Genomic DNA, 19,906 nt, shown 5'->3' with positions numbered 1-19,906 from the left:
CGACTTCGTGTCATTCCTATGGTGCCGGCCGGCTTTGCGTCTGTCGCGGTGCTTGACCTTGACGCCAGCGGGGGCCACATCCCGTCAATGGAAATGCCGTTCTGGAAAACCAAGACGCTCGAAGCGATGACCCCGGCCGAGTGGGAATCGCTTTGCGACGGCTGCGGCAAATGCTGCCTGTCGAAACTCGAGGACGAAGACACCGGCGAGATCTACTGGACGAGCGTCGGCTGTCGGCTGTTCGACGCCGAAACGTGCCGCTGTTCGGATTATGCCAACCGGCTGACGCGTGTCCTGGACTGCGTCGGGCTGACGCCGCAGAATGTGCGCACCATAAGCTGGTTGCCTAAAACTTGCGCCTACCGGCTGGTCGCCGAGGGCTACGATCTCTACTGGTGGCACAGGCTGGTGTCGGGCAGTGCCGAGACGGTGCACGAGGCCGGCATCTCGATGCGCGGCCGGGTCAGCGCCAGCGAGACCGATCTTGCCGAGCCGGACGACTATTTCGAGTACATGCTGGACGACGAGCCTTAGGGGGGAGCCTCGAGCCAGGGCCCGGAACCGGCTGCGCGACAGGGCGTTTTCTATCCAGATTGTTCAAAACCGGCTAGATTGTTCAGAACCGGTCAGATCGTTCGGAACCGGAAAGCGGAGAAAACTGCGAAATACCTCTTGTTGCCACATGAACCCAATATGAACGGCTGGTTCGTAAAAAGTTCAGATACGCAGGCGCATTCTCCTCCCCATCGGTTCGACCAAGACACATCGGTTCGATCAAGACACATCGGTTCGATCAAGACCACCGGTTTCGGTCAAGACAGGCGGAAGCCCTGAACAAGGAGAGAAGACAATGTTCAACACGATTAAGACGGCGGCCCTTTCGGCGCTTATCGGGCTCGGCACGCTTGCCGCTATCCCCGCCACTGCCCAGGCAGACAGCATCTATCTCGGCTTCGGCAATAACGACGATCCGCGCGTCGGCGTCTATACCGGCGACGACGATGGTTTCTATCGCGAACGCCGCCGCGAACGCGACTGGCGCCGGTCCTGCTCGCCGAACCGTGCCCTCAATAAAGCAGAGCGCATGGGTCTGCGCCGCGCCCGAATTATCGACGTCAGCCGCCGCACGGTGAAAGTCGCGGGCCGCCAGTACGGTGACCGCGTGGTGATCGTGTTCGCCAATGAACGCGGCTGCCCGGTTATCTACCGGTAAACGTTCGGCACGTTGACGGCCGGCAGCGGCCTTCTTGTTGGCATGACCTTCTGCGAAGGTCAGCTTGGGACATGACCTTCTGCGAAGGTCAGGCCGGAGACCTTCTGCGAAGGTCGGTCTGGAGTAGCGGAGCCCCTTTCCGCCAGGACGGAAGGGTGCGGCTCGAAAAAAACCCCGGAAGGATCAGTCCTCCGGGGTTTTTGCAGGAAAGGCCGGACCGTTCAGGCGGCGGTCACTTCAACTCGAAAGTGACAGTGACCTGCACCGTGTAGGAATTCTCGCCGGCGTGTACCGGAACCGATTCGCGGGCCGCGTCGAAGGCCTTGGCGTTCATCGGTATCGGCGGCGGCGCGACGTTCTGGTCGGTGATTTCCAGCACCCGTCCGATGCTGACGCCGGCGGCTTCAGCCAGCGTCTTTGCCTTGGCCACGGCGTCGGCGACCGCCTTCTTGCGGGCTTCGGTGAGAGTTGCAGCCGGATCCTCGTTGGAAAACGAGATGCCGCCGCCCTGGTTGACGCCGAGCGATACCGCCTTGTCGAGAATCTCGCCGGTTTTGTCGATATCGCGGATTCGCACCGAAAGCGTGTTGGTCACCTGATAGGCGATGAGTTCGGCTTCCTGGCTGCCGTCCGGCTTGTTGGTGTAGTTGTAGCGCGGGCTGATCTGGATGCCGGCTGTCTGCAGGTCGCGCTCCTTGACGCCAGCCGACTTCATAGCGGCGATCACGGAGGCCATGGCGTCGTTGTTGGCGTCGAGCGCGGCACCCGCAGTCTTTGCCTCGCGCATGACGCTGAGCGTCAGCAGCGCCAGATCGGGGGCCGCGGTCGCTTCGCCTTCGCCAGTGACGACGATACGGGGCGGGGGCGGCGAATCGGTCGCGCCGGCCATCGCCGGAAACGCGATTGCGGCGGCGAGCGCCAAGGGCAAAAGATGTCCGGTCATAAAAATCTCCTCGGTCTGCGATCCAGTCGCGCTTATCGACTACCGCATCGGCCCAAGAATCGGAATCGATTTCGGAAAGCACGATGCGTAGATTCAAAGCGTTAGAGCGTACTTTGCGCGTCTAAGTGGACGCATGTCGCTCTAATGTCTGAATATGGGCTGATTTGGACGATCTCGGCCAGCCAGTTCGGAAAGCCTTGTGCGATTCGGGGAAAAACATTAATCCAGCCGCGTGTGGGGCCTGTAGCTCAATGGTTAGAGCCGGCGGCTCATAACCGCTTGGTTGGGGGTTCGAGTCCCTCCGGGCCCACCATAACTATTGATATTATTGGCAAAAACTGCCATCGGCCCAAAACGTTTTGGGCCCATTATGGGCCCAAAGCAAACACGGTGGTCCCGGGTTGTTCCGACTCGATTTGATTATTTGACAATGCGGAGGTTTGCCCGCCGCTTCATGGCATCACGCTTGGCCTCGCGCTCGTTGATGGCACGAGCAATATCAACCGCGATCCGCTTCTTGTTGGCCTCACGCACATATTCATCTGTTACCGTCATGGAGGAATGGCCCATCGCCTCCATGATGGCCCGCGCTTGGATGTTGCATTCAGCGAGGTAGGTGCCGAACGTGCGGCGCAGGCCATGGAGCGTGTAGCCGCTAGGAAGTCCCGCCTGCCGCGTCCAGTGCTGCATCATCCCCGTCAGGCTCTTTTCCGAGAATGACCTGCCATAGGCGTTCTTTAAGACAGTGCCGCCTTTCGAGCGTTCAAGCGGCTCCAAGGCCGCTGCTAGCTTGTCTACGACTGGAATGAACATCTCCCGCCCGCCATGGCGGTTGCGGTTCTTCTTCTGGCGGAAATCAAAGGCCTCGATTAGCACCAGCGAGCCGTCGAACAGTTCGATCTCTTCGGTTAAAAGATCGTCCCACTCAAGAGCAGCGATATCCCCGCGCCGATTTCCAAGCCAGAAGCCGAGTGCATAGCAGGTGCGTGCGGCTGTGCCGATGGGGTGTCGCTCCTCGAAACTTTCGCGCATCGCAATTGGCCAAGCTGGGTTCTTCGTCGATTTGGGCACCCGCACACGGATAGACAGCGATGGATCATCCTGCGGCTTGATCCATTTTTCGACATCGGTCGCGACCCATAGAAGTTTCTTGATGGCGACCAACATGTGTTTGGCGACTGTGCGGTTCGCCCTGAAGATGCCTTCAATGATGGCGCGAAGCCGATCCGCGTCGAGATGTTCAACAGGAGTATCGCCCCAGGTGAGTGGGTAGTTGGGATCGACCTGCAGGTTGAGAAAACGCTCAATCAGTCGCGCATTCTTCTGCTGCGTGGCTCCATCAAAATCCAGCCACTCCATTGTCGTTTCAAGCCGGCGCGCGGCATGGCCAAAGGTTTTTGGCAGTGCCCGACCGGGCAAATCGATGATAACTGCCTTCTTGCCTTGACCCTGCGTGGCCTTCTCGTACGCCGCCTCGAACTCGGGATCGCCGGGCTTACCGGGAAGGCGGATTTCGGGCATGCCTTTTGCGCGGTAGCGATAAGCTAGCTTGCCGTTCTTGAGACGCGAAGAGACCCCAGGGTATCGCGCATTCTTGAAGGGCCTAGCCATCAAATGCTCCTTCCAGACTTCTGCCGCCGGTTCTCAATGCGCGGGGAGTTCTCCAGCATCGCCTGTAGCGAAAGGGCTTCGCTTTCGATGGCAACGCGCAGGAGCACCGGGTAAGGGAAGCCTCTGCCTTGCTCTATGCCTTCGAATGTGCGTTTCGGTATTCCCAGCACCTTAGCTGCGGCTTCGGCAGTGAATCCTCCCTTGGCCCGCCAGGCTTTCACTTCTTGGGCAATCTTCTCATTCTCGTTCACGCCACGCCTCCCCCACAGCCCATTGGTCTACTACGCCTTTGGCGTATACGCAATGAACGTAGCACTATCGTTTTTGCCCGTCTCGCTTGCTTCGCTCTAACAGCTCTTGGAGATCGCCGTCTTTGTCCGGCAACGACGTGAAAGCGATGTCCAGAGCTACACGATCCCAGACGGCGCGACTGTTAATGCGCTTAGGCTTCGGCATACGCCCATCGGCAACCATTTCGTCGAAAAGCGTCGATCCGACACCGATATAACGAGCTGCTTCCTCACGAGAGAGACCTCGCGGCGGATACGAGAATGCGTCAATCTTCATGGACGCTGGCTCGTCCCTGATATTCCGGGGCGTGTTGGTGTCGAAGCACAAAGCGGCATCCTGGTTGCCATTTCGAAGCGACGAGATCGTGCTCACTTAAATAAGAGGAGCCCCGTTGAGCGGAAGCGGCCTGACTAGTTCCGTTCTGCGCAAACTGGCAGCGACGTGTGAACCGGATGGATGACGGCAGGAGAGCGTTTCTAAGCGGACTCGTGGGGCAAGTCGGTGGACCGCTACGTTGCATTGTGCACGACCGGGGCCAACCACCTGCGACTGCCCCGCTGGCGCTCTTGCGCATTCCCCGTCAGTGTCGAACTCGGAGACGTTATCCCGAGGGCCGTCGCAAACCCCCGTCGCAGAGTTGGCCCTCTTTGGTGCTGAAACCGATATTTCTAATCTATTGGTTTTAACTCATCCCTTAAACTTTAGATGGACCAAGGCAACTTCGGCTCGGTTGATAGAAGTCGATGATGGCGCCGTACAACGATTGGCAGCTTTGCGCCAGGAGTGGCGATCAGCGAGCCACTACTCAGACGTGCGTTTGGGGCCGATGAACGAACCCGCTGCGCGGGAGGGCGCCTAGGGTTGAGGTAGAGGGCACAGGCCGGCCGTCGTCGCGCCTGCATTGAGCGTCGTCCGGCAGCGGCAGAGCATTACGGGCTTCTTCAACAAGGAGCCTAGCCATGCCCTATCCTGTTCTTGATGCACCTATCAGTCCACTTCGTCAGCGGCTGATCGACGACATGAACATGCGGCGTTTCTCACGGGAGACGCAGCGCAACTATCTCCGCGACATCGGACGCCTGGCGACGTTCCTCGGGCGTTCACCAGATACAGCGACCGCCGACGACCTGCGCCGGTTCCAGATCGAGCAGCAGGACGACGGTGTTCCGGTGCCGACGATGAACAGCATCGTGTCGGCGCTGCGCTTCTTCTTCACGCATACGGTCGATCGTCCCGACCTGGCGCGCAGGCTCGTCCGGCTGGTGCACCCGCGCAGGCTGCCCGTGGTCCTGAGCCGCGACGAAGTATCTCGGCTACTCAACGCCACCACCTGCCTCAAGCACCAGGCCGCGCTCTCGGTCGCTTATGGCGCGGGCCTGCGCGTGGCGGAGGTGTCGACGCTGAAGATCGCCGACGTCGACAGCGAGCGCATGCTGCTACGTGTCGAGCGCGGCAAGGGCGGGCGATACCGCAATGCCATGCTGTCGGCCGACCTGCTTACGCTGTTGCGCCAGTGGTGGAAGGTCGGACGCCAGCAGGGAGTGATGCATCGCGAGGGCTGGCTGTTTCCGGGGCAGCATGCGATGAAGCCCATCAGCACCCGCCAGCTCTATCGGGTGGTCGTCGAGGCAGCGCAGGCGGCCGACATCGCCAAGCGCGTCGGGCCGCACACGCTGCGCCACAGCTTCGCCACCCACCTGCTGGAGGACGGCACCGATATCCGGATCATCCAGGTCCTGCTCGGGCACGCCAAGCTAAATAGCACCGCCTTCTACACCAAGGTTGCAACCCGCACGGTGCGCACCGTCACGAGCCCGCTCGACAAGCTTGGCCTGTTCAAGCCGGAAGAGAACTCACCCGACGGCTGAGCCGTGCGTGCCTCGATCGAGGTTGCCGACATCTTCCGCACTGCCGGGCCCGCCTACCGGGCCGCCCATACAGGGCATCTGACACTGCAGCAGCTCAAGGTGATGTCGGCGATCGAGCACTGCCGCACCGCAGCGCTCGGCGGCCACGTCGAGGCCTGCGAGGACTGCGGCCAGTGGCGCATCGCCTACAACTCCTGCCGCAGCCGGCACTGTCCGAAGTGCCAGGGCGCGGCGGCGCGGACATGGCTGACCGAGCGCGAGGCCGACCTGCTGCCGGTCGGCTACTTCCATGTCGTGTTCACGCTGCCGGCCGAGATCGCCGACGTCGCCTTCCACAACAAGGCGCTCGTCTACGACCTGCTGTTCAAGGCGGCATCGGAGACGATGTTGACTATCGCCGCCGATCCAAGACACCTCGGCGCGCGCATCGGCATCACCGCCGTGCTCCACACCTGGGGCTCGGCGATGATGTACCATCCGCATGTCCACATGATCGTCCGGGTGGCGGCATTGCGCCGGACGGGAGGCGCTGGGTCTCGTCGCGCCCGGCCTTCCTGCTCCCGGTATGCGTACTCGGCAAGCTGTTCCGCCGCCTGTTCCTCACCCGGCTGGTTGCGCTGCACGAAGCGGGCCGGCTCAGCTTCTTCGGGTCGATGGCGCACCTCACCAAGCGACACGCCTTCCAGCGCCACCTTGCTGCCGTCAGAAAGAAGCGCTGGGTGGTCTATGCCAAGGCGCCGTTCGCGGGACCGGAGGCGGTGCTTGCCTATCTGTCGCGCTACACGCACCGGGTGGCAATATCGAACCGCCGCCTCATCCGCTTCGATGAGAGCGGCGTCACCTTCCGCTACAAGGACTATCGCCGCGACGGGTCGAGCGGCAGCAGGTCATGACGCTCGCAACCGACGAGTTCATCCGCCGCTTCCTGCTCCATGTCCTGCCGCGTGGCTTCCATCGCATCCGGCATTACGGCCTGCTCGCCGGCTCCGCCCGCAAGGCCAGCCTCGCGCTGGCGCGCGAACTCCTGGACGTCGCCGCGCCAGCCGATGACGAGACACCAGGCGAAACGGAGGACTTCCGGCCGCCATGCCCCTGCTGTGGCGGACGCATGATCGTCGTCGAGGTGTTCGAACGCTGGAGGCAGCCGCGCGGACCGCCGGATGCGAGAGCGACGAACCGGGAGAAGTGTCCATGACCCGGCATGGCATGAGATGGCGTTCAGCCGCAGGCTCCCAGCCTCCGCCAACAGACCCAGGCGCGCCCGTGGTGATCATCGATGTCGACAGGGCCGCAACCAGCCACGTGCCGGGCCGGCAACGTCGCGCGGACGCGCTACGAAGCGGCCTGTCCACTTCCATCCCCGCGCTTCCCGGCGGCGGTCGCGCCGTCGCCGACATCAGCCGAAAATCGAAATATCCATAGACATTCGCCTGTGGCCCGCGGGTTCCTTCCTCGGGGACTTTCGTACGCCTGCCGGCGCCCGAAACTCTTCACGGAAGTGGAACGGCAGGTTCGAGACGCGAAATCTCAGAAGCAGACTTCAGGTCCCGCAGGCAGCAGCAGATTATGCCCCTTCCTCTCCCCAGTCGCGTGTGGGTGGACATTTTGCAAGGAGCCGCCGGAACTGCAAAGGGTGTCGGAAAGTGGCCCGAAGCGAGCCCTTTCGTCAACGACGCCAGACGCCTACGCTGCGCGGACGGAGGGTAGGATTCGATGCTCAGGGTTCTCGTTGATACGTGCGTGTGGCTCAACCTCGCAAAGGATTACAGGCAGCAAATCTTGATCCAGGCGGCGAAGGAGCTGTTCGATGCGCTCGAAATCGACTTCATTGTGCCGGACGTCACAAGGAGGAATTCGCGCGCAACAAGGAACGCGTCGTCCATGACGCGCAGCGCAGCCTGCAGGCGCACTTCCGGCTCGTCAGGGAGGCCGTCAACCGCTTCGCCGAGGACGATTACAAGAAGGAGACGCTGGACTCCGTTAACGAGGTCCCGATCAGCGCATCGCCATGAAGGGCGAGGCCGTCAACGGTTCCATCGCGTGGATCGAGGGGCTACTGTCCGCGGGGTTGAGCAAGCAGACTACGAAAGCTATCAAGCAACGGGTGACTGAGCGCGCGGTCGCGGGACTGGCGCCTATCACCGTTCGAAGGACAGCGTCGGCGACGCGATCCTTATCGAGACCTACGTCGATCTGGCGAAGGCCGCCAAGGCCAAGGGGCAACGCGTCGCGTTCGTGACACACAATACCAAGCACTTCAGCGACCCGAACGGCTACCAGCGCAGCCCCCACCCCGACATCGCCGCCCTTTTCGACGGTCCGCACTCAGCATATTGGACGTCGCTGGGCGACCTTCTGAGAGCAGAACATCGAGGGTGGCTCGCGTTCGTTGACGAGGAGTTCGCGTGGACCGAGGAGCCGCGGAGGCTATCGGAGCTCCTCGAGGCGGCGCGCCTGCTGGAGCGTCAGGTCTGGTACAACCGCCACTGGGGATTGCGCACACGGGTGGAGCGCGGAGACACCAAGGTCGTCACCAAGAAGCAATGGGAGGCCGCCATGCCGCTCGACCGCAACAACCAGGTCATCGTCGACAGCATATGGGAAGGCGCGTTGGAGGCGGCGCGGAAAACCGAGGAAGAAGTCGGGTTGGAGAATCTCGGGCCATGGACCGACTTCGAGTGGGGAATGGTCAACGGCAAACTAAGTGCGATCCGTTGGGTTCTCGGTGGGGACTGGGACGAACTTTACACGTAGGGGGATGACACATGAGGCTCGGAATTAATTGGTCAACCGTCATCCCGCCGGCTGTGTTTTGTTTGTGCTGTGGTTGCTGCAGTCAGCGCTGTCGGCGCTGTATGCGGTGGTAGAATCCACGTGTGGCGAAGCATCCTGCGGCAACAAGATCGTGACGGCTTACGGCATCCTGTCGCTGTCGACGGTGGTATCGGCGGCCGCTCTCGTCTAGGTACCGCTTCAACACGGCGAGCTACAGGGGTAGGGATAACCCTGACTGGCAGTAGGTCCTGCTTGCCGCGTTCGTGACGGAGGCACGGCTAGCAAGTTACTGCAACTGCTTATGGCGCGCTCGTCGACAACCGAAACAAGAAAAGCTTGCCTCAACTAGGGAAACGTCAGTATGGCGAAAGGTATTAATCTCTTTATGTGGGGCTATCAGCCTCATTTTCGGCTGGCGGTTGAACTCCGAGCCAAACGTGTTTTCGAACTCCTTGGCGCCGAGGTCGAGCCTAAGGTGCTTCTGGTCGGCTTGCGTCGGCCAGGGCTCACACCAGGCCATCCCGTTTGCATCGAGCCGGAGGATGGTGAGTGGCCGCTTTCGGTTTTCAACGACCTCGGTGACCAAGTCGAGCGCGCCGTTGCTGCCCATCCACTTCAACAGATGTTCTTTACCGATGAGACGACAATGCGCGAAAAGCCTGAGCGCATTCGCCGGCTCACGATCGCCGAAGAGATCAGGAGACGGCTGGACCCGGAAGACCAAAAGTTCGGTCGTAAAAGCTTCTGCAGTACCGCCCATCCAGTGGGGGACTATTATGTGGTCTCCGTCCTTCAGCTGCCACTACGGTTGTTGCGTCAGTATCCACCCGTCGAGGTGACGTGGCAGCGCGAGGTATATCAAACTAGCTTGGTCCACGCCTGTATCGATCAGTTGTTGGATGAGGCCCGCCGCGGTCTTGCGTTGCCCGACCCGGGGCGTTCGGTGATGGACGAAGGGATTCGTTCAGCTGATGAGATGGTCCGCCGCGCTACGTCCTCGTTCATGCGCAGTTCCTTTATTGCAGGCAAATTCGCTACATCCAATTTGTTTGAGGATGTGAATCACCTGTCGCAGCTGCGTTACGAGGGGAGGACGGGTGTTGGGCGCCTCGTTCTCGCCGCTGCGGACGACCCCAACGTTGAATATGTGGTCAAACTGAAAAGCCCGGTTCGGTTGTCCGCGACTCGATGGGCGCGTAAGCTCCTACAAATGGCAACCGCGGAGACGGCGCTCATCGTCGAGTATGGCTCGATATCGGGCTTGGGCAAGGTATCCGACGTGAGTGCACCGCCATTTTGCGTTGAGTTCCTTGACCACCATCAGTGGGACTTTCGACGCGGCGAGCAGATCCTGCTTCGCTCACAGTTCGGCGAGGTTCGGCTGCCGCAGGAGCCCATTGGCAAGGAACGTTTCATCGACAATATGCGCCGGGTATTTCAAGGCATCGGGGAACCCGCAATCGCTCGGTTTCGGATCGTACTCGATCTTCTGGCGCAGCTCCGGCACGGTAGTTCACTGGTGATCGCAGAAGACGCGGCAGAGGAGACGCAGCGTCTGGTACGGCAAGGGACGGCAATCGTTCCAACCCCGCTTACCAAGGAGTTGATCGAGCGCGCGACAGCGATAGACGGAACAATCCTCGCCGATCCGCAAGGCGTTTGCCACGCTATCGGCGTGATCCTTGACGGTCAGGCGAGTGACGAGAGCACGCCCTCGCGCGGCGCGCGTTACAACTCGGCCGTCCGCTACGTGTCAGCAGGCTCCGTCCCGCGCATGGCCTTCGTAATCTCGGAGGATCGTACGCTTGACGTTGTGCCGCTCTTGCGCCCGCGGCTCGATCGTGGCCGGATCGCTGGTGCGGTGGCTGAACTCAAAAAGGCGACTCTCGACAATTACCACAAAGCGCGTTCCTTTCTGGAAGAGCATCGCTTCTATCTCGATTCCGAACAATGCCGGGTCGTCAACGAAGCGCTCGACCGGATCGAAAGCGAACCACGGGAGGTCGGTCAGATCGTGTTGGCTACCCAGCGCTTCGAGCCGCACCCGGCGATGAATGAGAGTTACCTCAAAGAGGATACAGCCTAAGTGTCTCCTTCTCAATGCGACCTACAACGGGACCATTTCTATTTCTGGTGGATAATTCCGGGACCATCGCCCGCCGTCATCATTTGCAGCTATGCTCATGCCGCAGTTATCTAAACTGGGGGACAGCGTGGCAGAAGAGCCAGCGCAAGAAAAGCCATATCGAATTCTTAGCCTTGATGGCGGCGGAGCCAAGGGCTTCTATACGCTTGGAGTACTTCGCGGCGTGGAAGCGATGGTAAAACGGCCACTCTGCGAACATTTCGATCTGATCTTCGGTACTAGCACCGGCTCTATTATTGGCACTTTGCTGGCCATCGGGAAATCAGTCGATGAGATTCACGCTGAGTACAAAAAGCATGTCCCATCGGTGATGGCCCTGACAAATCGGACAGATCGTTCGAAGAAATTGACGGAATTGGGCGAGGCAATCTTCGAAGGGAAAAAATTTGACGCCGTGAAGACCGGTATAGGCATCGTTACAACCAGGTGGATGGTTGAGACCCCCATGATTTTTAAGGCCGACCCGACTCAGGCCCACGGTCAGAAAGATACCTTTATACCCGGCTTTGGCTGTTATTTGTCCGAAGCAGTCCAGGCGTCGTGTTCCGCCTATCCTTTCTTCGACAAAAAGGTCGTTGAGACGTCCGACAAGCAGAGCGTCGTTCTGGTTGATGGAGGGTACGCCGCCAACAATCCCACGCTCTTCGCAATTGCCGATGCGAGCAGGTCCGTGAAAGCCGACCATTCGCGCATTCGGGTCCTCAGCGTCGGCGTCGGATCCTATCCTGCGCCCAAACCCAAGCGATTTACGAAGGCCTGGATTTTCAGCAAGTTTGAGGAGGCGGAAATCCTGCAAAAGACGCTTGAGATCAACACCGCAACGATGGAGCAGCTTCGTAAAATCCTCTTTCCCGACATTCAAACAGAGCGAGTGAACGAAGCTTTTACACAGCCGGAAATGACAACAGACATGTTCGAGCACAATCTAACGAAGCTGGATTTGCTCCGTCAACGAGGTGCGGAATCGTTTGGCAATTTTGAACCAAGGCTCCGGACATTGCTTCTTTAGAGGGGATCGGCGTGGCAATACCGGAGGTACAACTTGACGACTGGTCTGCGATCGGTGCGCAGCAGACATCAAAAGACACGCACACGAGCATCAGAGCGATCTTAGATAGCACTGATGCGTCTTATCGCGCCCGACAGCCGACGAGTTTCCTGCAAGGTTCCTACCGGAACGATACGAACATCAGAGCCGAAAGCGATGTGGATATAGTCACGAAAACGAAATCGATATTTTACTACGATATCAGCGCGTTGAGTGCTGCAGATCAGGAAGAATATCGCCGGAATACCCCAACGGCAAATTACAGCGTTCCACAGTTCAAAACGGAGGTGACTGATTGGCTTCAGCTGCATTACGGCGCCGACCTCGATGCCACCGGGAACAAGGCTCTGACGATTGCGGCTAGAAGCAATCGTCGGAAGGCGGACGTGCTGGTTTGCGCGACTTTCAAGCGGTACCACTACGGTGGCTTGATGGGCATTAGGTTTGTTGAAGGCATTAAGTTTGTCACCAACGACGGACGGTGGGTTGAAAATTACCCCGTCCTCCACTCGGATAACCTTACCACTCGTCATCAAGAAAGTGGCGGCTGGCTGAAGCCAACGATCCGCATTCTCAAGAATATGCGAAATAAGGCTCGCGACAACGGTATTTTGCCGAAGGGCGTCGCCCCGTCCTACTATATCGAGGGACTACTCTATAATGTCCCGTTGGACTGTTTCGGCCAAAGCTACGCCGATACGATTTTCGCCTGTCTGAGGTGGCTACGGGCGAACGATCGCTCCATGTTTACGTGCGCAAACGGCCAGCAGTTATTGCTTGCCGAAAACTCTCCGACCTCGTGGCATCCCGACCATTGCCGCAATTTCCTGGACGGATTGGCAATTCTTTGGGACACGTGGCGATAAGCCGAGATGTTTTAGGCGGTGTCCGCTCATAGGCGGCGACTAAGCTGTCCACCACGGCCCAGATGGGGTGCAACTAGCCAGAACAAGGCCGATTGTTCACTGCGCCCCAAGGAGATACACGGCAGCAACGATGGGGCGGCGATCTTGGTTTAACTGTGCACGTCCATATAGATCCGTTACACTTAGCCTTTTTTCGGAGCAATCTCAGTGATCACTTACAGCGTTCTGCCTGAGCTTTCATGAAAGCGTCCACTTCCTCGACGACAAAACCCGAAAAGGACGAGCTCAACGAGTTTCAAGCGGCGTCTCTGGTCGGTTTGTCGCCCAAGCTGCTTCGCTGGTTGACAAGCTACGCGCCCAAGCTGGACTCCGACCGTAAGCTGAAGGCTCGCAAAGCGAACGGGCATCTCTACGTCGAGCGATCGGAGCTCGAAGGATTCAATGACTGGCTGAAACTTCCCTGGCCCTCCAAGGCAGGTGCCCGCCCGCCGGTGCCGGTGGGCATCAAACAGGAGATTCAGGATGAAGCTGGGGGCGAGTGCGCCATTTGCCACAGCAACGCCAATTCCTGCGAGGCAGCGCATATCAACCCGGTGGCCAAGTCAAAGAACAACCACCCCGATAACCTGATTTGGCTGTGCGCCAACCACCACACCAAGTTCGATAAACACACCTATGGGCCAAAGTCCGAGAACGCCAACTTCGTGGGCGGATTCAAGCAGGCGATGACCTATTACAGGCGCGCGCTCTGGGAACTGCAGGCCGAAGTCACGGGCCGGCTCTTCACCCTGCTGAAGGCGTGCGAAAGCCTGAACACGCAGCTGACGGCTGGTGCCACGGCAGAAGAAACGGCAACAGTTACTACGCTGGCGAAAGCGGTCCTAGCTCAGGTGCCAAAGATGGCGCCCACCTCCAATGCGGACGCGGACTACTCCGCCTTCGAGGCTATGAAGGCGCAGTTCGAGGCCTTGGCGAAAAGCTCAACCAATGCCAAAGAAATCGGAACCACCTTGCAGCTTGCGGCGACAGTCAAAGCCGACTTCGCCCGCCGTGCTGGCCATGTCAACTGCCCGCTGTGCATGGGGCGTGGCCAACATAATGGTATGGACTGCCCGGCCTGCGACGGCGAGGCGGAGCTCACGGAACATGAGGCGCGCTCGGTCGATCTTGACCGCTACGCACTTGTCGACTGCCCCCTCTGCGATGGTACGCGCATTTTTAAAGATCGCGACTGTCCGGCGTGCGGCGGTGATGGCGAAATAGAGCGGCGTTATGCGGAGCAAGTCGATGCCCAGGAATGGGACGAAGTGGATTGCCCGGTCTGCGAAGGCACCGGCATGCTGCGCGGCGACATGTGCCAAGCCTGCGGGGGGGAAGGTCGCATCGAGCGCAACCAGCAGGACCAAATCGACGTGCGCGAGTTCGTACTTGTCGACTGCCCGCTCTGTGAGGGCGGAGGAACGTTCCGGGGCGAGATCTGTCCCGAATGTGGCGGAGAGTGCGAGATGGAGCGTCGCTTGGCCGACGAAATTGACGTGCGCCAATACCAACGCGTCAAATGCTTCATCTGTGACGGCACAGGTGAGTGGCACGATCGCCCGTGCCGCGCCTGCGGCGGCGATGGCGAGCTGGACCGCGGCCAGGCAGACCAAATCGATCGGCGCGATTACCAGCTGATCAAATGCCCGGCCTGCCGCGGCGGCCGCGACTGTGACTTTTGCCAAACCTGCGGGGGCGAGGGAGAGGTTCCCCGTTTCATAGCCGACCAACTTTAGCCGGTAGTATCGCGACGAAGCGCCTTGTGTGCGCGGCGCCCTGGGCCAAGAGAAAGCTGGGCCGGAACATGGGCCGGAACAGGTTTCCGCTCCCCGCGCAACCTAGGCCTCATACTTCGTCGTCGCGAAAGTCTGCTTTTGGGCAGCGGCAAAGGCGCACCTAACGACCGACATCGGCGCATTGCCGCCCGGCGGCCTTGGGGCCACTAGCCGTCTGGCCGCTTTGGATTTAGCCAGCGTGCTGGGCAGGCGAACCGCTTCGGCGGCAACGCGAGCGGACAGATGACGCGCCTAAATGGCGCAGAAGGCGTTCGAGGGTATCGCTCAAGACCCGGCCCGGTGGCGGGCGCCACAGATATCGCCGACGCGGTGCGGCAGGCGGTCACCTACCCTACATCGTCTTTTCCCACGTTAACGCCGGTGCGTACCAAGCGGCTGGTCGCAAGGAGGCCTGACGGACGGATGGCGGAGTTCGTCGCTCCGTGACTGCGCCACTTTGGAAATCGCTAGGCGACCGCTGGGCGACTTGACCGAATTTGCCCCTGATCGGCTGGAAAATAGGATGCGCCGAAGGCGCTCCGTCCCTATGTTGTCGGCACATCGAGAGCCGGCTACGAACGATGCGGACAGGGGGAATACGAATGTCGGACGTCTTCGATGAGTTCATTCAGCTGGACCGGACCTTCCACGACCTCGCCCTGAGCGAGGAGGAAGGTAAGGATGCCGAGCTGTTCCGGCTGATGCGCCGCGACAAGCCCACGCAGTGGTCCGACCTCCTGGAGGAATCGCGCGTCGTCCTCTTGTCCGAGGCGGGATCGGGAAAGACCGAAGAGATTCGGCACGTGTGCCGCGACCTCCGGCTGCGCGGGAAGTACGCCTTCTTCCTGCGCATCGAGCACCTAGCACAGGACTTCGATGCGTCCTTCGAGGAGGGAACGCCCGAGGAGTTCGATGACTGGGTCGCGTCCGGTGAGGACGGCTGGCTCCTCCTCGATTCCGTCGACGAAGCCAGGCTGAAGGATCCCAAGGACTTCGAGCGCGCGATCAGGAGCATCGGCCGCAAGCTGCGCGGGGTTCTGCAGCGCGCGCACATCGTCATCACGAGCAGGGGCGAAGCCTGGCGGCCGAAGACAGATCTCCTCCTCTGCGAGACGAACCTGCCATGGACTCCACTGGCAAGCGCGCCCGAAGTCGACCAGGATTCGGACGAAGCCTTCACGACCACCGACGACGTTAGCTCCAAGCGGCGGAAGTCCATCTTCCGCATGGTCGCGCTCGACGATCTCGCCGGCGAGCAGGTCGATCGCTTCGCAGGGGCCAAGGGCGTCACCGACATAGCCGCTTTCAGAAAGGCGCTGGATCGAGCGGAGGCGTGGTCGTTCACCACCCGTCCGCTCGATCTTGCCGAGACTGTCGAGTTCTGGCTCGCGAACGACCGCGTCGGCTCGCGTCTCGAACTGCTGCGCGCCAGCATCGACAAGCGCCTGGGCGAGCGCGACCAGGACCGCGCCGATGCTAATCCGATCTCGAAGGAGCGCATCCGCGAGGGTGCGCGTCTCGTCGCAGCGGCCTCGAGCCTGGCAAAGGAGTCGGCGGTCCGCGTCCCCGACGGCCAGAAGAACGACCGCGGGCTCGATATCAAGCAGGTGCTCACCGACTGGGACGACGCCGACTGCCGCACGCTTCTCACCAGGCCGATCTTCGACGAGGGCATCTACGGCACGGTGCGGTTTCACCACCGGTCGGTCCGGGAGTTCCTAACCGCCGAGTGGCTCCATTCGCTTCTCGTCGACGAGGGATCGCGCGCACGCGTCGAGAACCTGTTCTTCCGGCGGCAATACGGCGTCGAGGTCGTCGTCCCGACGATGCGGCCGATCCTGCCGTGGCTAGCGATCCTGGATCAGCGGATCCTCGACCGCGTCATGCGCCTCGCCCCCGAGGTCCTGTTCGAAGGGGGCGACCCCGCCCAGCTACCGCTGGAGACGCGGGTCCAGATCCTGCGGGAGTCCTGCGAGCAGCTGGCCCAACCCGCCCATGGCCGCAGCATCACCGAATACTCGGCGGTACAGCGCTTCACGAATCCGGATCTCGCTGACGTGATCCGCGAGCTCCTCGACAAGCACAAGGACGATGACGACATCGTCTGGTTCCTGCTGCGGATGGTCCACCAGGGCGGGATCGCGGCGCTCGCCGACAAGGCCAAGCACTTCGCCCTCACCTCTCGATCGAAATACAAGCGCATCGCCGCCATCCGGGCCGTGATCGAGGTGGGGTCTCCGCAAGACACTGCCGAGGTCCGCAAGGCGTTCGTCGCGGAAGGGCCCACGCTCCGGCGGAGCTGGCTGGGCGAGCTTCTCGACGGGCTCGGCCAGACGCCGGCCGACGTGGAGTGGCTCCTCTCCGCCCTGGCGCTCGCGTCGCCCAAAAAGCGATTCGAGACCGATCCGCTCTCCGACGCGCTCGCCAGCTACGTGGCGGCGCTTCCGCCAGCCCTGCTTGCAGCACTCCTCGATTGGGTCGGCAAGCTGCTGAACCGAAAGCCGGTCATCGAGCAGCGGCACTGCGAGATCTCCAAGCGATACAGCTGGCTCGGGCAGACCGCCGGCCAGATCCTCATGCGGATGATCCGGGGCCGCAACCCGGCGACGCTGAAGAAGCTGCCTCTGTCGATCCTGCGGAAACTCCCTATAGCCGAGGACTACGGGCGCGGCCTCTTCGAGGAGGTCCGCAACGAGCTGCCGCAACTGGCCCGCGAGTGGCCCCAACTCAATCGAGCGCTGTTCTGGAACTGCGTGGCCGAGGAGCGGGCGCGCCAGAAGCGCAAGAACGGCGATCGCCTGACCGACTACTGGCATTTGTCGATCTTCGGCGCCTACTGGGCCTTCGACGGCTCCGATTTCGACTACATCATCGAGCAGATTGCCGCTCGGCCGCTCACGGACGACAAGCTCGTGGCGCTCACGCTCGCGGTTTCACTCTATCAGCAGAACGGCCGACCGGGTGCATGGCGGGAACGCCTAAAGACGGCGGCGACGATCGATCCCGAAGTCGAGATTGAGCTCGATAAGCTGCTCAACCCACCGAAGGGGGCCTCCGCCAAGTTCGAGCGGCAGCAGGCCGCCTGGAAGCATCGATCCGACAGGGAGGCTGCGAAGCAGGCCAAGGCGAAGGAGCGGGCCAAGAAGATCCTGGCGAGCCGCGTCGCTACCATCCGCGACTTCGGTAAGCCAGGCAAGGTCTCCAACGACCAGTACTATCTCCACGAGCAGATGCGGAGTGGCGATAGCCAGCATAACTGGTGGACCGCCGGGAACTGGCGTCCTCTGATCGCGACGTTCGGCGAGGACGTCGCGCGCGCGTTCCGCGATAGCACCGTCAGCTACTGGCGCCAGAATACGCCGCAGCTTCGCTCGGAAGGCGCGGCCGCCAACAGAACGCCGTTCACGACAATCTTCGGGCTCACCGGCCTCTCCATCGAGGCACGGGAGACCGACGGCTGGCCGTCGGCCCTGAACGCGACCGAGGCTGAGATCGCGACCCGATACGCCCTGCAGGAGCTGAACGGCTTCCCGCCATGGCTGCCCCAGCTGCACAAGGCGTTCCCGTCCCAGGTTCTCGACGTCATCCTCAGGGAGATCAGGCACGAGCTCTCGACCGAGACGCCCGAGGGCGAGAGCCATTATGCGCTCTACGACGTCAGCTGGCACGGCGACTGGATATGGGACCAGATCGCGCCGGCGCTGCTGCCCGAGATGCGCGCCAAGCGGGTCAACACCAGGAACCTCGGCTACCTCCTGGCCATCATCAACCGCTCCTCGGTCGACGACAGGACCATCGCCGCGATCGCGTCGCGGAAGGCCAACGCCACGCGCAACCTCACCTTCTCTCCGATCTGGTTCGCCACCTGGGTCGGCGTCGATCCCAATGCGGCGATCCCCGCGCTCGCGGCCCGCTTCGCCAGCATGGACGATCCTGCCGAGCAGACCAAGCTGGCCCTCACCTTCGTCGTCGCCCTTCTCGGCGGCCGCTCGCAGGAGGGCCGCGCGCGGCAGGCCTTCCGCACGGTCGAGCACATGAAGTCGCTTTACCTGCTGATGGCTCGGTACATCCGGCAGAAGGACGACATCCAGCGTGCCGGCAAAGGCGTCTACTCGCCCGGCTTGCGTGACGACGCCCAGGATGCGCGAAACGCCCTCATTGCCTTCATCCGCGAGACGCCCGGCAAGCCGGCCTTCCTCGCCCTGCTCGAGATGGCGCGTGCCCACCCCGACGAAGAGAGCAGGCCTTGGATGGGCTTTCACGCGAAATCCAAGGCGGCCGCCGACGCTGACATCGACGCGTGGACGCCTTCGCAGGTGCGGGAGTTCGGTAAGTCGCTGGTGGCGACGCCTGCCAACCACCGCGAGCTCTGGTATCACGCCATCGACAAGCTGGACGCGCTGAAGCACGACCTCGAGAACGGCGACTCCTCGATAGCGTCGATCCTTCAGGCCGTGGATCAGGAGACCGAGTTCAGGAAGTTCATTGGCGGATGGTGCCGCGACCGCGCGGCAGGTCGGTACGTTGTCCCGCAGGAGGAGGAGCTCGCCGACGCCAAGCGCCCGGATCTGCGGTTCTTCGGCGTGGGCTTCGACGCCCCCGTGCCGACCGAGCTTAAGCTCGCCGACAAGTGGACCGGTCCACATCTCTTCGAGCGTCTGGAAATCCAGCTATGCGGGGACTATCTACGCGATGTCCGCTCTAGCCGCGGGGTCTTTCTCCTCGTTTACCTTGGAACGAAGTCGTACTGGGACTTGCCGAACGGAAGGCGCGCTGACACCTTCGAAATGCTGATCGACGAGCTTCAGCGTCACTGGACGCTAATCTCCAACGACTATCCCGGCGTCGAGGACATCCGGGTCGTTGGCATCGACTTGACCCGACGGGGCATCGACACCAAGGCTGGGAAGGCTGCCAAGACTGCCAAGAAGGCGGCCACGGCCGAAGGGAAGCTGCTTAAGACTGGGCCCAAAAACACGAGACCACCATCCCACACCTTCAGGCGACAGTAAGCCGGGCGCGCCTGCCAAGCCGGATAAGAAGGGCGGGCAAAACGAAAAGAAGAGGAGGCGCGCCTAGACGGCCGCTATTGGAGTCTCGGCGCGAGCGTTAACGACCTCGATGGGGCGCAAAGCTGCCGCCCGCTGGTGTCGGCCGCAAAGTCCGCTTCTTGGCGAAGGCAAAGTTTTAGTTGTGTGCGTCAAGTTCTTGTGTGGATGCCAGCCGTTTTGCAAGGAAGGACCTGAAGTATGGGCATGTGATCGAGTGCGGTCATGTGTCAGGCCTTGATTTGCGGCCGTTCCATGTGCCGCGGGCCGGTATGGTGATGCG

The 19,906-nt window shown here is 61.2% G+C and carries 16 protein-coding genes, 1 tRNA gene and 1 pseudogene; 14 read left to right on the top strand and 4 right to left on the bottom strand.

The window, feature by feature from the left end:
• Positions 1 to 87: 87 nt before the first annotated feature.
• Both AC0L25_RS19585 and AC0L25_RS19580 read left to right on the top strand, forming a co-directional pair.
• The gene (locus AC0L25_RS19585; protein WP_473597029.1) at positions 88 to 534 is read left to right on the top strand and encodes a YcgN family cysteine cluster protein; all 447 of its coding nucleotides are present in this window, start codon (positions 88 to 90) and stop codon (positions 532 to 534) included.
• 316 nt (positions 535 to 850) lie between these two features.
• Positions 851 to 1,213, top strand: a complete 363-nt coding sequence (locus AC0L25_RS19580; protein WP_473597028.1) for a hypothetical protein — start codon at positions 851 to 853, stop codon at positions 1,211 to 1,213.
• 232 nt (positions 1,214 to 1,445) lie between these two features.
• Here the strand turns inward: AC0L25_RS19580 and AC0L25_RS19575 are convergent, their stop codons facing one another.
• Entirely contained in the window at positions 1,446 to 2,156 is a 711-nt protein-coding gene (locus tag AC0L25_RS19575; RefSeq protein WP_473597027.1) for an SIMPL domain-containing protein, read from the bottom strand.
• 237 nt (positions 2,157 to 2,393) lie between these two features.
• Here AC0L25_RS19575 and AC0L25_RS19570 point away from each other — a divergent pair.
• Positions 2,394 to 2,469: transfer RNA gene (locus tag AC0L25_RS19570), tRNA-Ile, on the top strand.
• Between the two features lie 107 nt (positions 2,470 to 2,576).
• Here the strand turns inward: AC0L25_RS19570 and AC0L25_RS19565 are convergent.
• From AC0L25_RS19565 to AC0L25_RS19555, 3 genes are all read right to left on the bottom strand, one after another.
• Entirely contained in the window at positions 2,577 to 3,767 is a 1,191-nt protein-coding gene (locus tag AC0L25_RS19565; protein WP_473597026.1) for a tyrosine-type recombinase/integrase, read from the bottom strand.
• Entirely contained in the window at positions 3,767 to 4,018 is a 252-nt protein-coding gene (locus tag AC0L25_RS19560) for a helix-turn-helix domain-containing protein (protein WP_473597025.1), read from the bottom strand. Before AC0L25_RS19560 ends, AC0L25_RS19565 begins: the two co-directional genes overlap by 1 nt.
• 64 nt (positions 4,019 to 4,082) lie before the next feature.
• Positions 4,083 to 4,334 (bottom strand): helix-turn-helix transcriptional regulator, encoded by a 252-nt coding sequence (locus tag AC0L25_RS19555; RefSeq protein WP_473597024.1) that lies wholly within the window; start codon positions 4,332 to 4,334, stop codon positions 4,083 to 4,085.
• 683 nt (positions 4,335 to 5,017) lie between these two features.
• Between AC0L25_RS19555 and AC0L25_RS19550 the strand changes: the two genes are divergently transcribed.
• From AC0L25_RS19550 to AC0L25_RS19500, 11 genes and pseudogenes are all read left to right on the top strand, one after another.
• Positions 5,018 to 5,926: a tyrosine-type recombinase/integrase gene (locus AC0L25_RS19550; RefSeq protein ID WP_473597023.1), complete on the top strand. Its 909-nt coding sequence runs from the start codon at positions 5,018 to 5,020 to the stop codon at positions 5,924 to 5,926.
• Between the two features lie 3 nt (positions 5,927 to 5,929).
• Positions 5,930 to 6,819: pseudogene (locus tag AC0L25_RS19545) on the top strand (IS91 family transposase).
• Positions 6,816 to 7,121 carry a transposase gene (locus AC0L25_RS19540; protein WP_473597022.1) on the top strand — a complete coding sequence of 102 codons (306 nt, stop codon included), beginning with the start codon at positions 6,816 to 6,818 and terminating at the stop codon, positions 7,119 to 7,121. The pseudogene AC0L25_RS19545 and the gene AC0L25_RS19540 overlap by 4 nt, the downstream one beginning before the upstream one ends.
• Positions 7,122 to 7,668: 547 nt before the next feature.
• Positions 7,669 to 7,938 (top strand): hypothetical protein, encoded by a 270-nt coding sequence (locus AC0L25_RS19535; protein WP_473597021.1) that lies wholly within the window; start codon positions 7,669 to 7,671, stop codon positions 7,936 to 7,938.
• A gap of 223 nt (positions 7,939 to 8,161) precedes the next feature.
• Complete coding sequence (locus tag AC0L25_RS19530; RefSeq protein WP_473597020.1) at positions 8,162 to 8,680, top strand: hypothetical protein; 519 nt, start codon at positions 8,162 to 8,164, stop codon at positions 8,678 to 8,680.
• Between the two features lie 28 nt (positions 8,681 to 8,708).
• A complete protein-coding gene (locus AC0L25_RS19525; protein WP_473597019.1) occupies positions 8,709 to 8,891 on the top strand; it encodes a hypothetical protein in 183 nt (60 codons plus the stop codon).
• A 171-nt stretch (positions 8,892 to 9,062) separates the two neighbouring features.
• On the top strand, positions 9,063 to 10,787 hold the full coding sequence (locus AC0L25_RS19520) for a diadenylate cyclase (RefSeq protein WP_473597018.1): 1,725 nt from the start codon (positions 9,063 to 9,065) through the stop codon (positions 10,785 to 10,787).
• Between the two features lie 97 nt (positions 10,788 to 10,884).
• Positions 10,885 to 11,856: a patatin-like phospholipase family protein gene (locus AC0L25_RS19515; protein ID WP_473597017.1), complete on the top strand. Its 972-nt coding sequence runs from the start codon at positions 10,885 to 10,887 to the stop codon at positions 11,854 to 11,856.
• A gap of 11 nt (positions 11,857 to 11,867) precedes the next feature.
• Positions 11,868 to 12,761: a nucleotidyltransferase domain-containing protein gene (locus AC0L25_RS19510; protein ID WP_473597016.1), complete on the top strand. Its 894-nt coding sequence runs from the start codon at positions 11,868 to 11,870 to the stop codon at positions 12,759 to 12,761.
• Between the two features lie 239 nt (positions 12,762 to 13,000).
• Positions 13,001 to 14,536, top strand: coding sequence for an HNH endonuclease (locus AC0L25_RS19505; RefSeq protein ID WP_473597015.1), 1,536 nt, complete (start codon positions 13,001 to 13,003; stop codon positions 14,534 to 14,536).
• Between the two features lie 641 nt (positions 14,537 to 15,177).
• Positions 15,178 to 19,587, top strand: coding sequence for an NACHT domain-containing protein (locus AC0L25_RS19500; protein ID WP_473597014.1), 4,410 nt, complete (start codon positions 15,178 to 15,180; stop codon positions 19,585 to 19,587).
• Positions 19,588 to 19,906 lie beyond the last annotated feature (319 nt).

This window comes from Mesorhizobium sp. WSM4813 (assembly GCF_055811555.1).
The sequence above is the reverse complement of the archived record's forward strand: the minus strand, read 5'-3'. Positions and strand labels throughout refer to the sequence as shown.

Excerpts from the sequence above, each read along its gene's own strand:
- AC0L25_RS19585 (WP_473597029.1), top strand. The coding sequence starts at position 88 with ATGGAAATGCCGTTCTGGAAAACCAAGACGCTCGAAGCGATGACCCCG.
- AC0L25_RS19580 (WP_473597028.1), top strand. The coding sequence starts at position 851 with ATGTTCAACACGATTAAGACGGCGGCCCTTTCGGCGCTTATCGGGCTC.
- AC0L25_RS19575 (WP_473597027.1), bottom strand. The coding sequence starts at position 2,156 with ATGACCGGACATCTTTTGCCCTTGGCGCTCGCCGCCGCAATCGCGTTT.
- AC0L25_RS19565 (WP_473597026.1), bottom strand. The coding sequence starts at position 3,767 with ATGGCTAGGCCCTTCAAGAATGCGCGATACCCTGGGGTCTCTTCGCGT.
- AC0L25_RS19555 (WP_473597024.1), bottom strand. The coding sequence starts at position 4,334 with ATGAAGATTGACGCATTCTCGTATCCGCCGCGAGGTCTCTCTCGTGAG.
- AC0L25_RS19550 (WP_473597023.1), top strand. The coding sequence starts at position 5,018 with ATGCCCTATCCTGTTCTTGATGCACCTATCAGTCCACTTCGTCAGCGG.
- AC0L25_RS19540 (WP_473597022.1), top strand. The coding sequence starts at position 6,816 with ATGACGCTCGCAACCGACGAGTTCATCCGCCGCTTCCTGCTCCATGTC.
- AC0L25_RS19520 (WP_473597018.1), top strand. The coding sequence starts at position 9,063 with ATGGCGAAAGGTATTAATCTCTTTATGTGGGGCTATCAGCCTCATTTT.
- AC0L25_RS19515 (WP_473597017.1), top strand. The coding sequence starts at position 10,885 with ATGCCGCAGTTATCTAAACTGGGGGACAGCGTGGCAGAAGAGCCAGCG.
- AC0L25_RS19505 (WP_473597015.1), top strand. The coding sequence starts at position 13,001 with ATGAAAGCGTCCACTTCCTCGACGACAAAACCCGAAAAGGACGAGCTC.
- AC0L25_RS19500 (WP_473597014.1), top strand. The coding sequence starts at position 15,178 with ATGTCGGACGTCTTCGATGAGTTCATTCAGCTGGACCGGACCTTCCAC.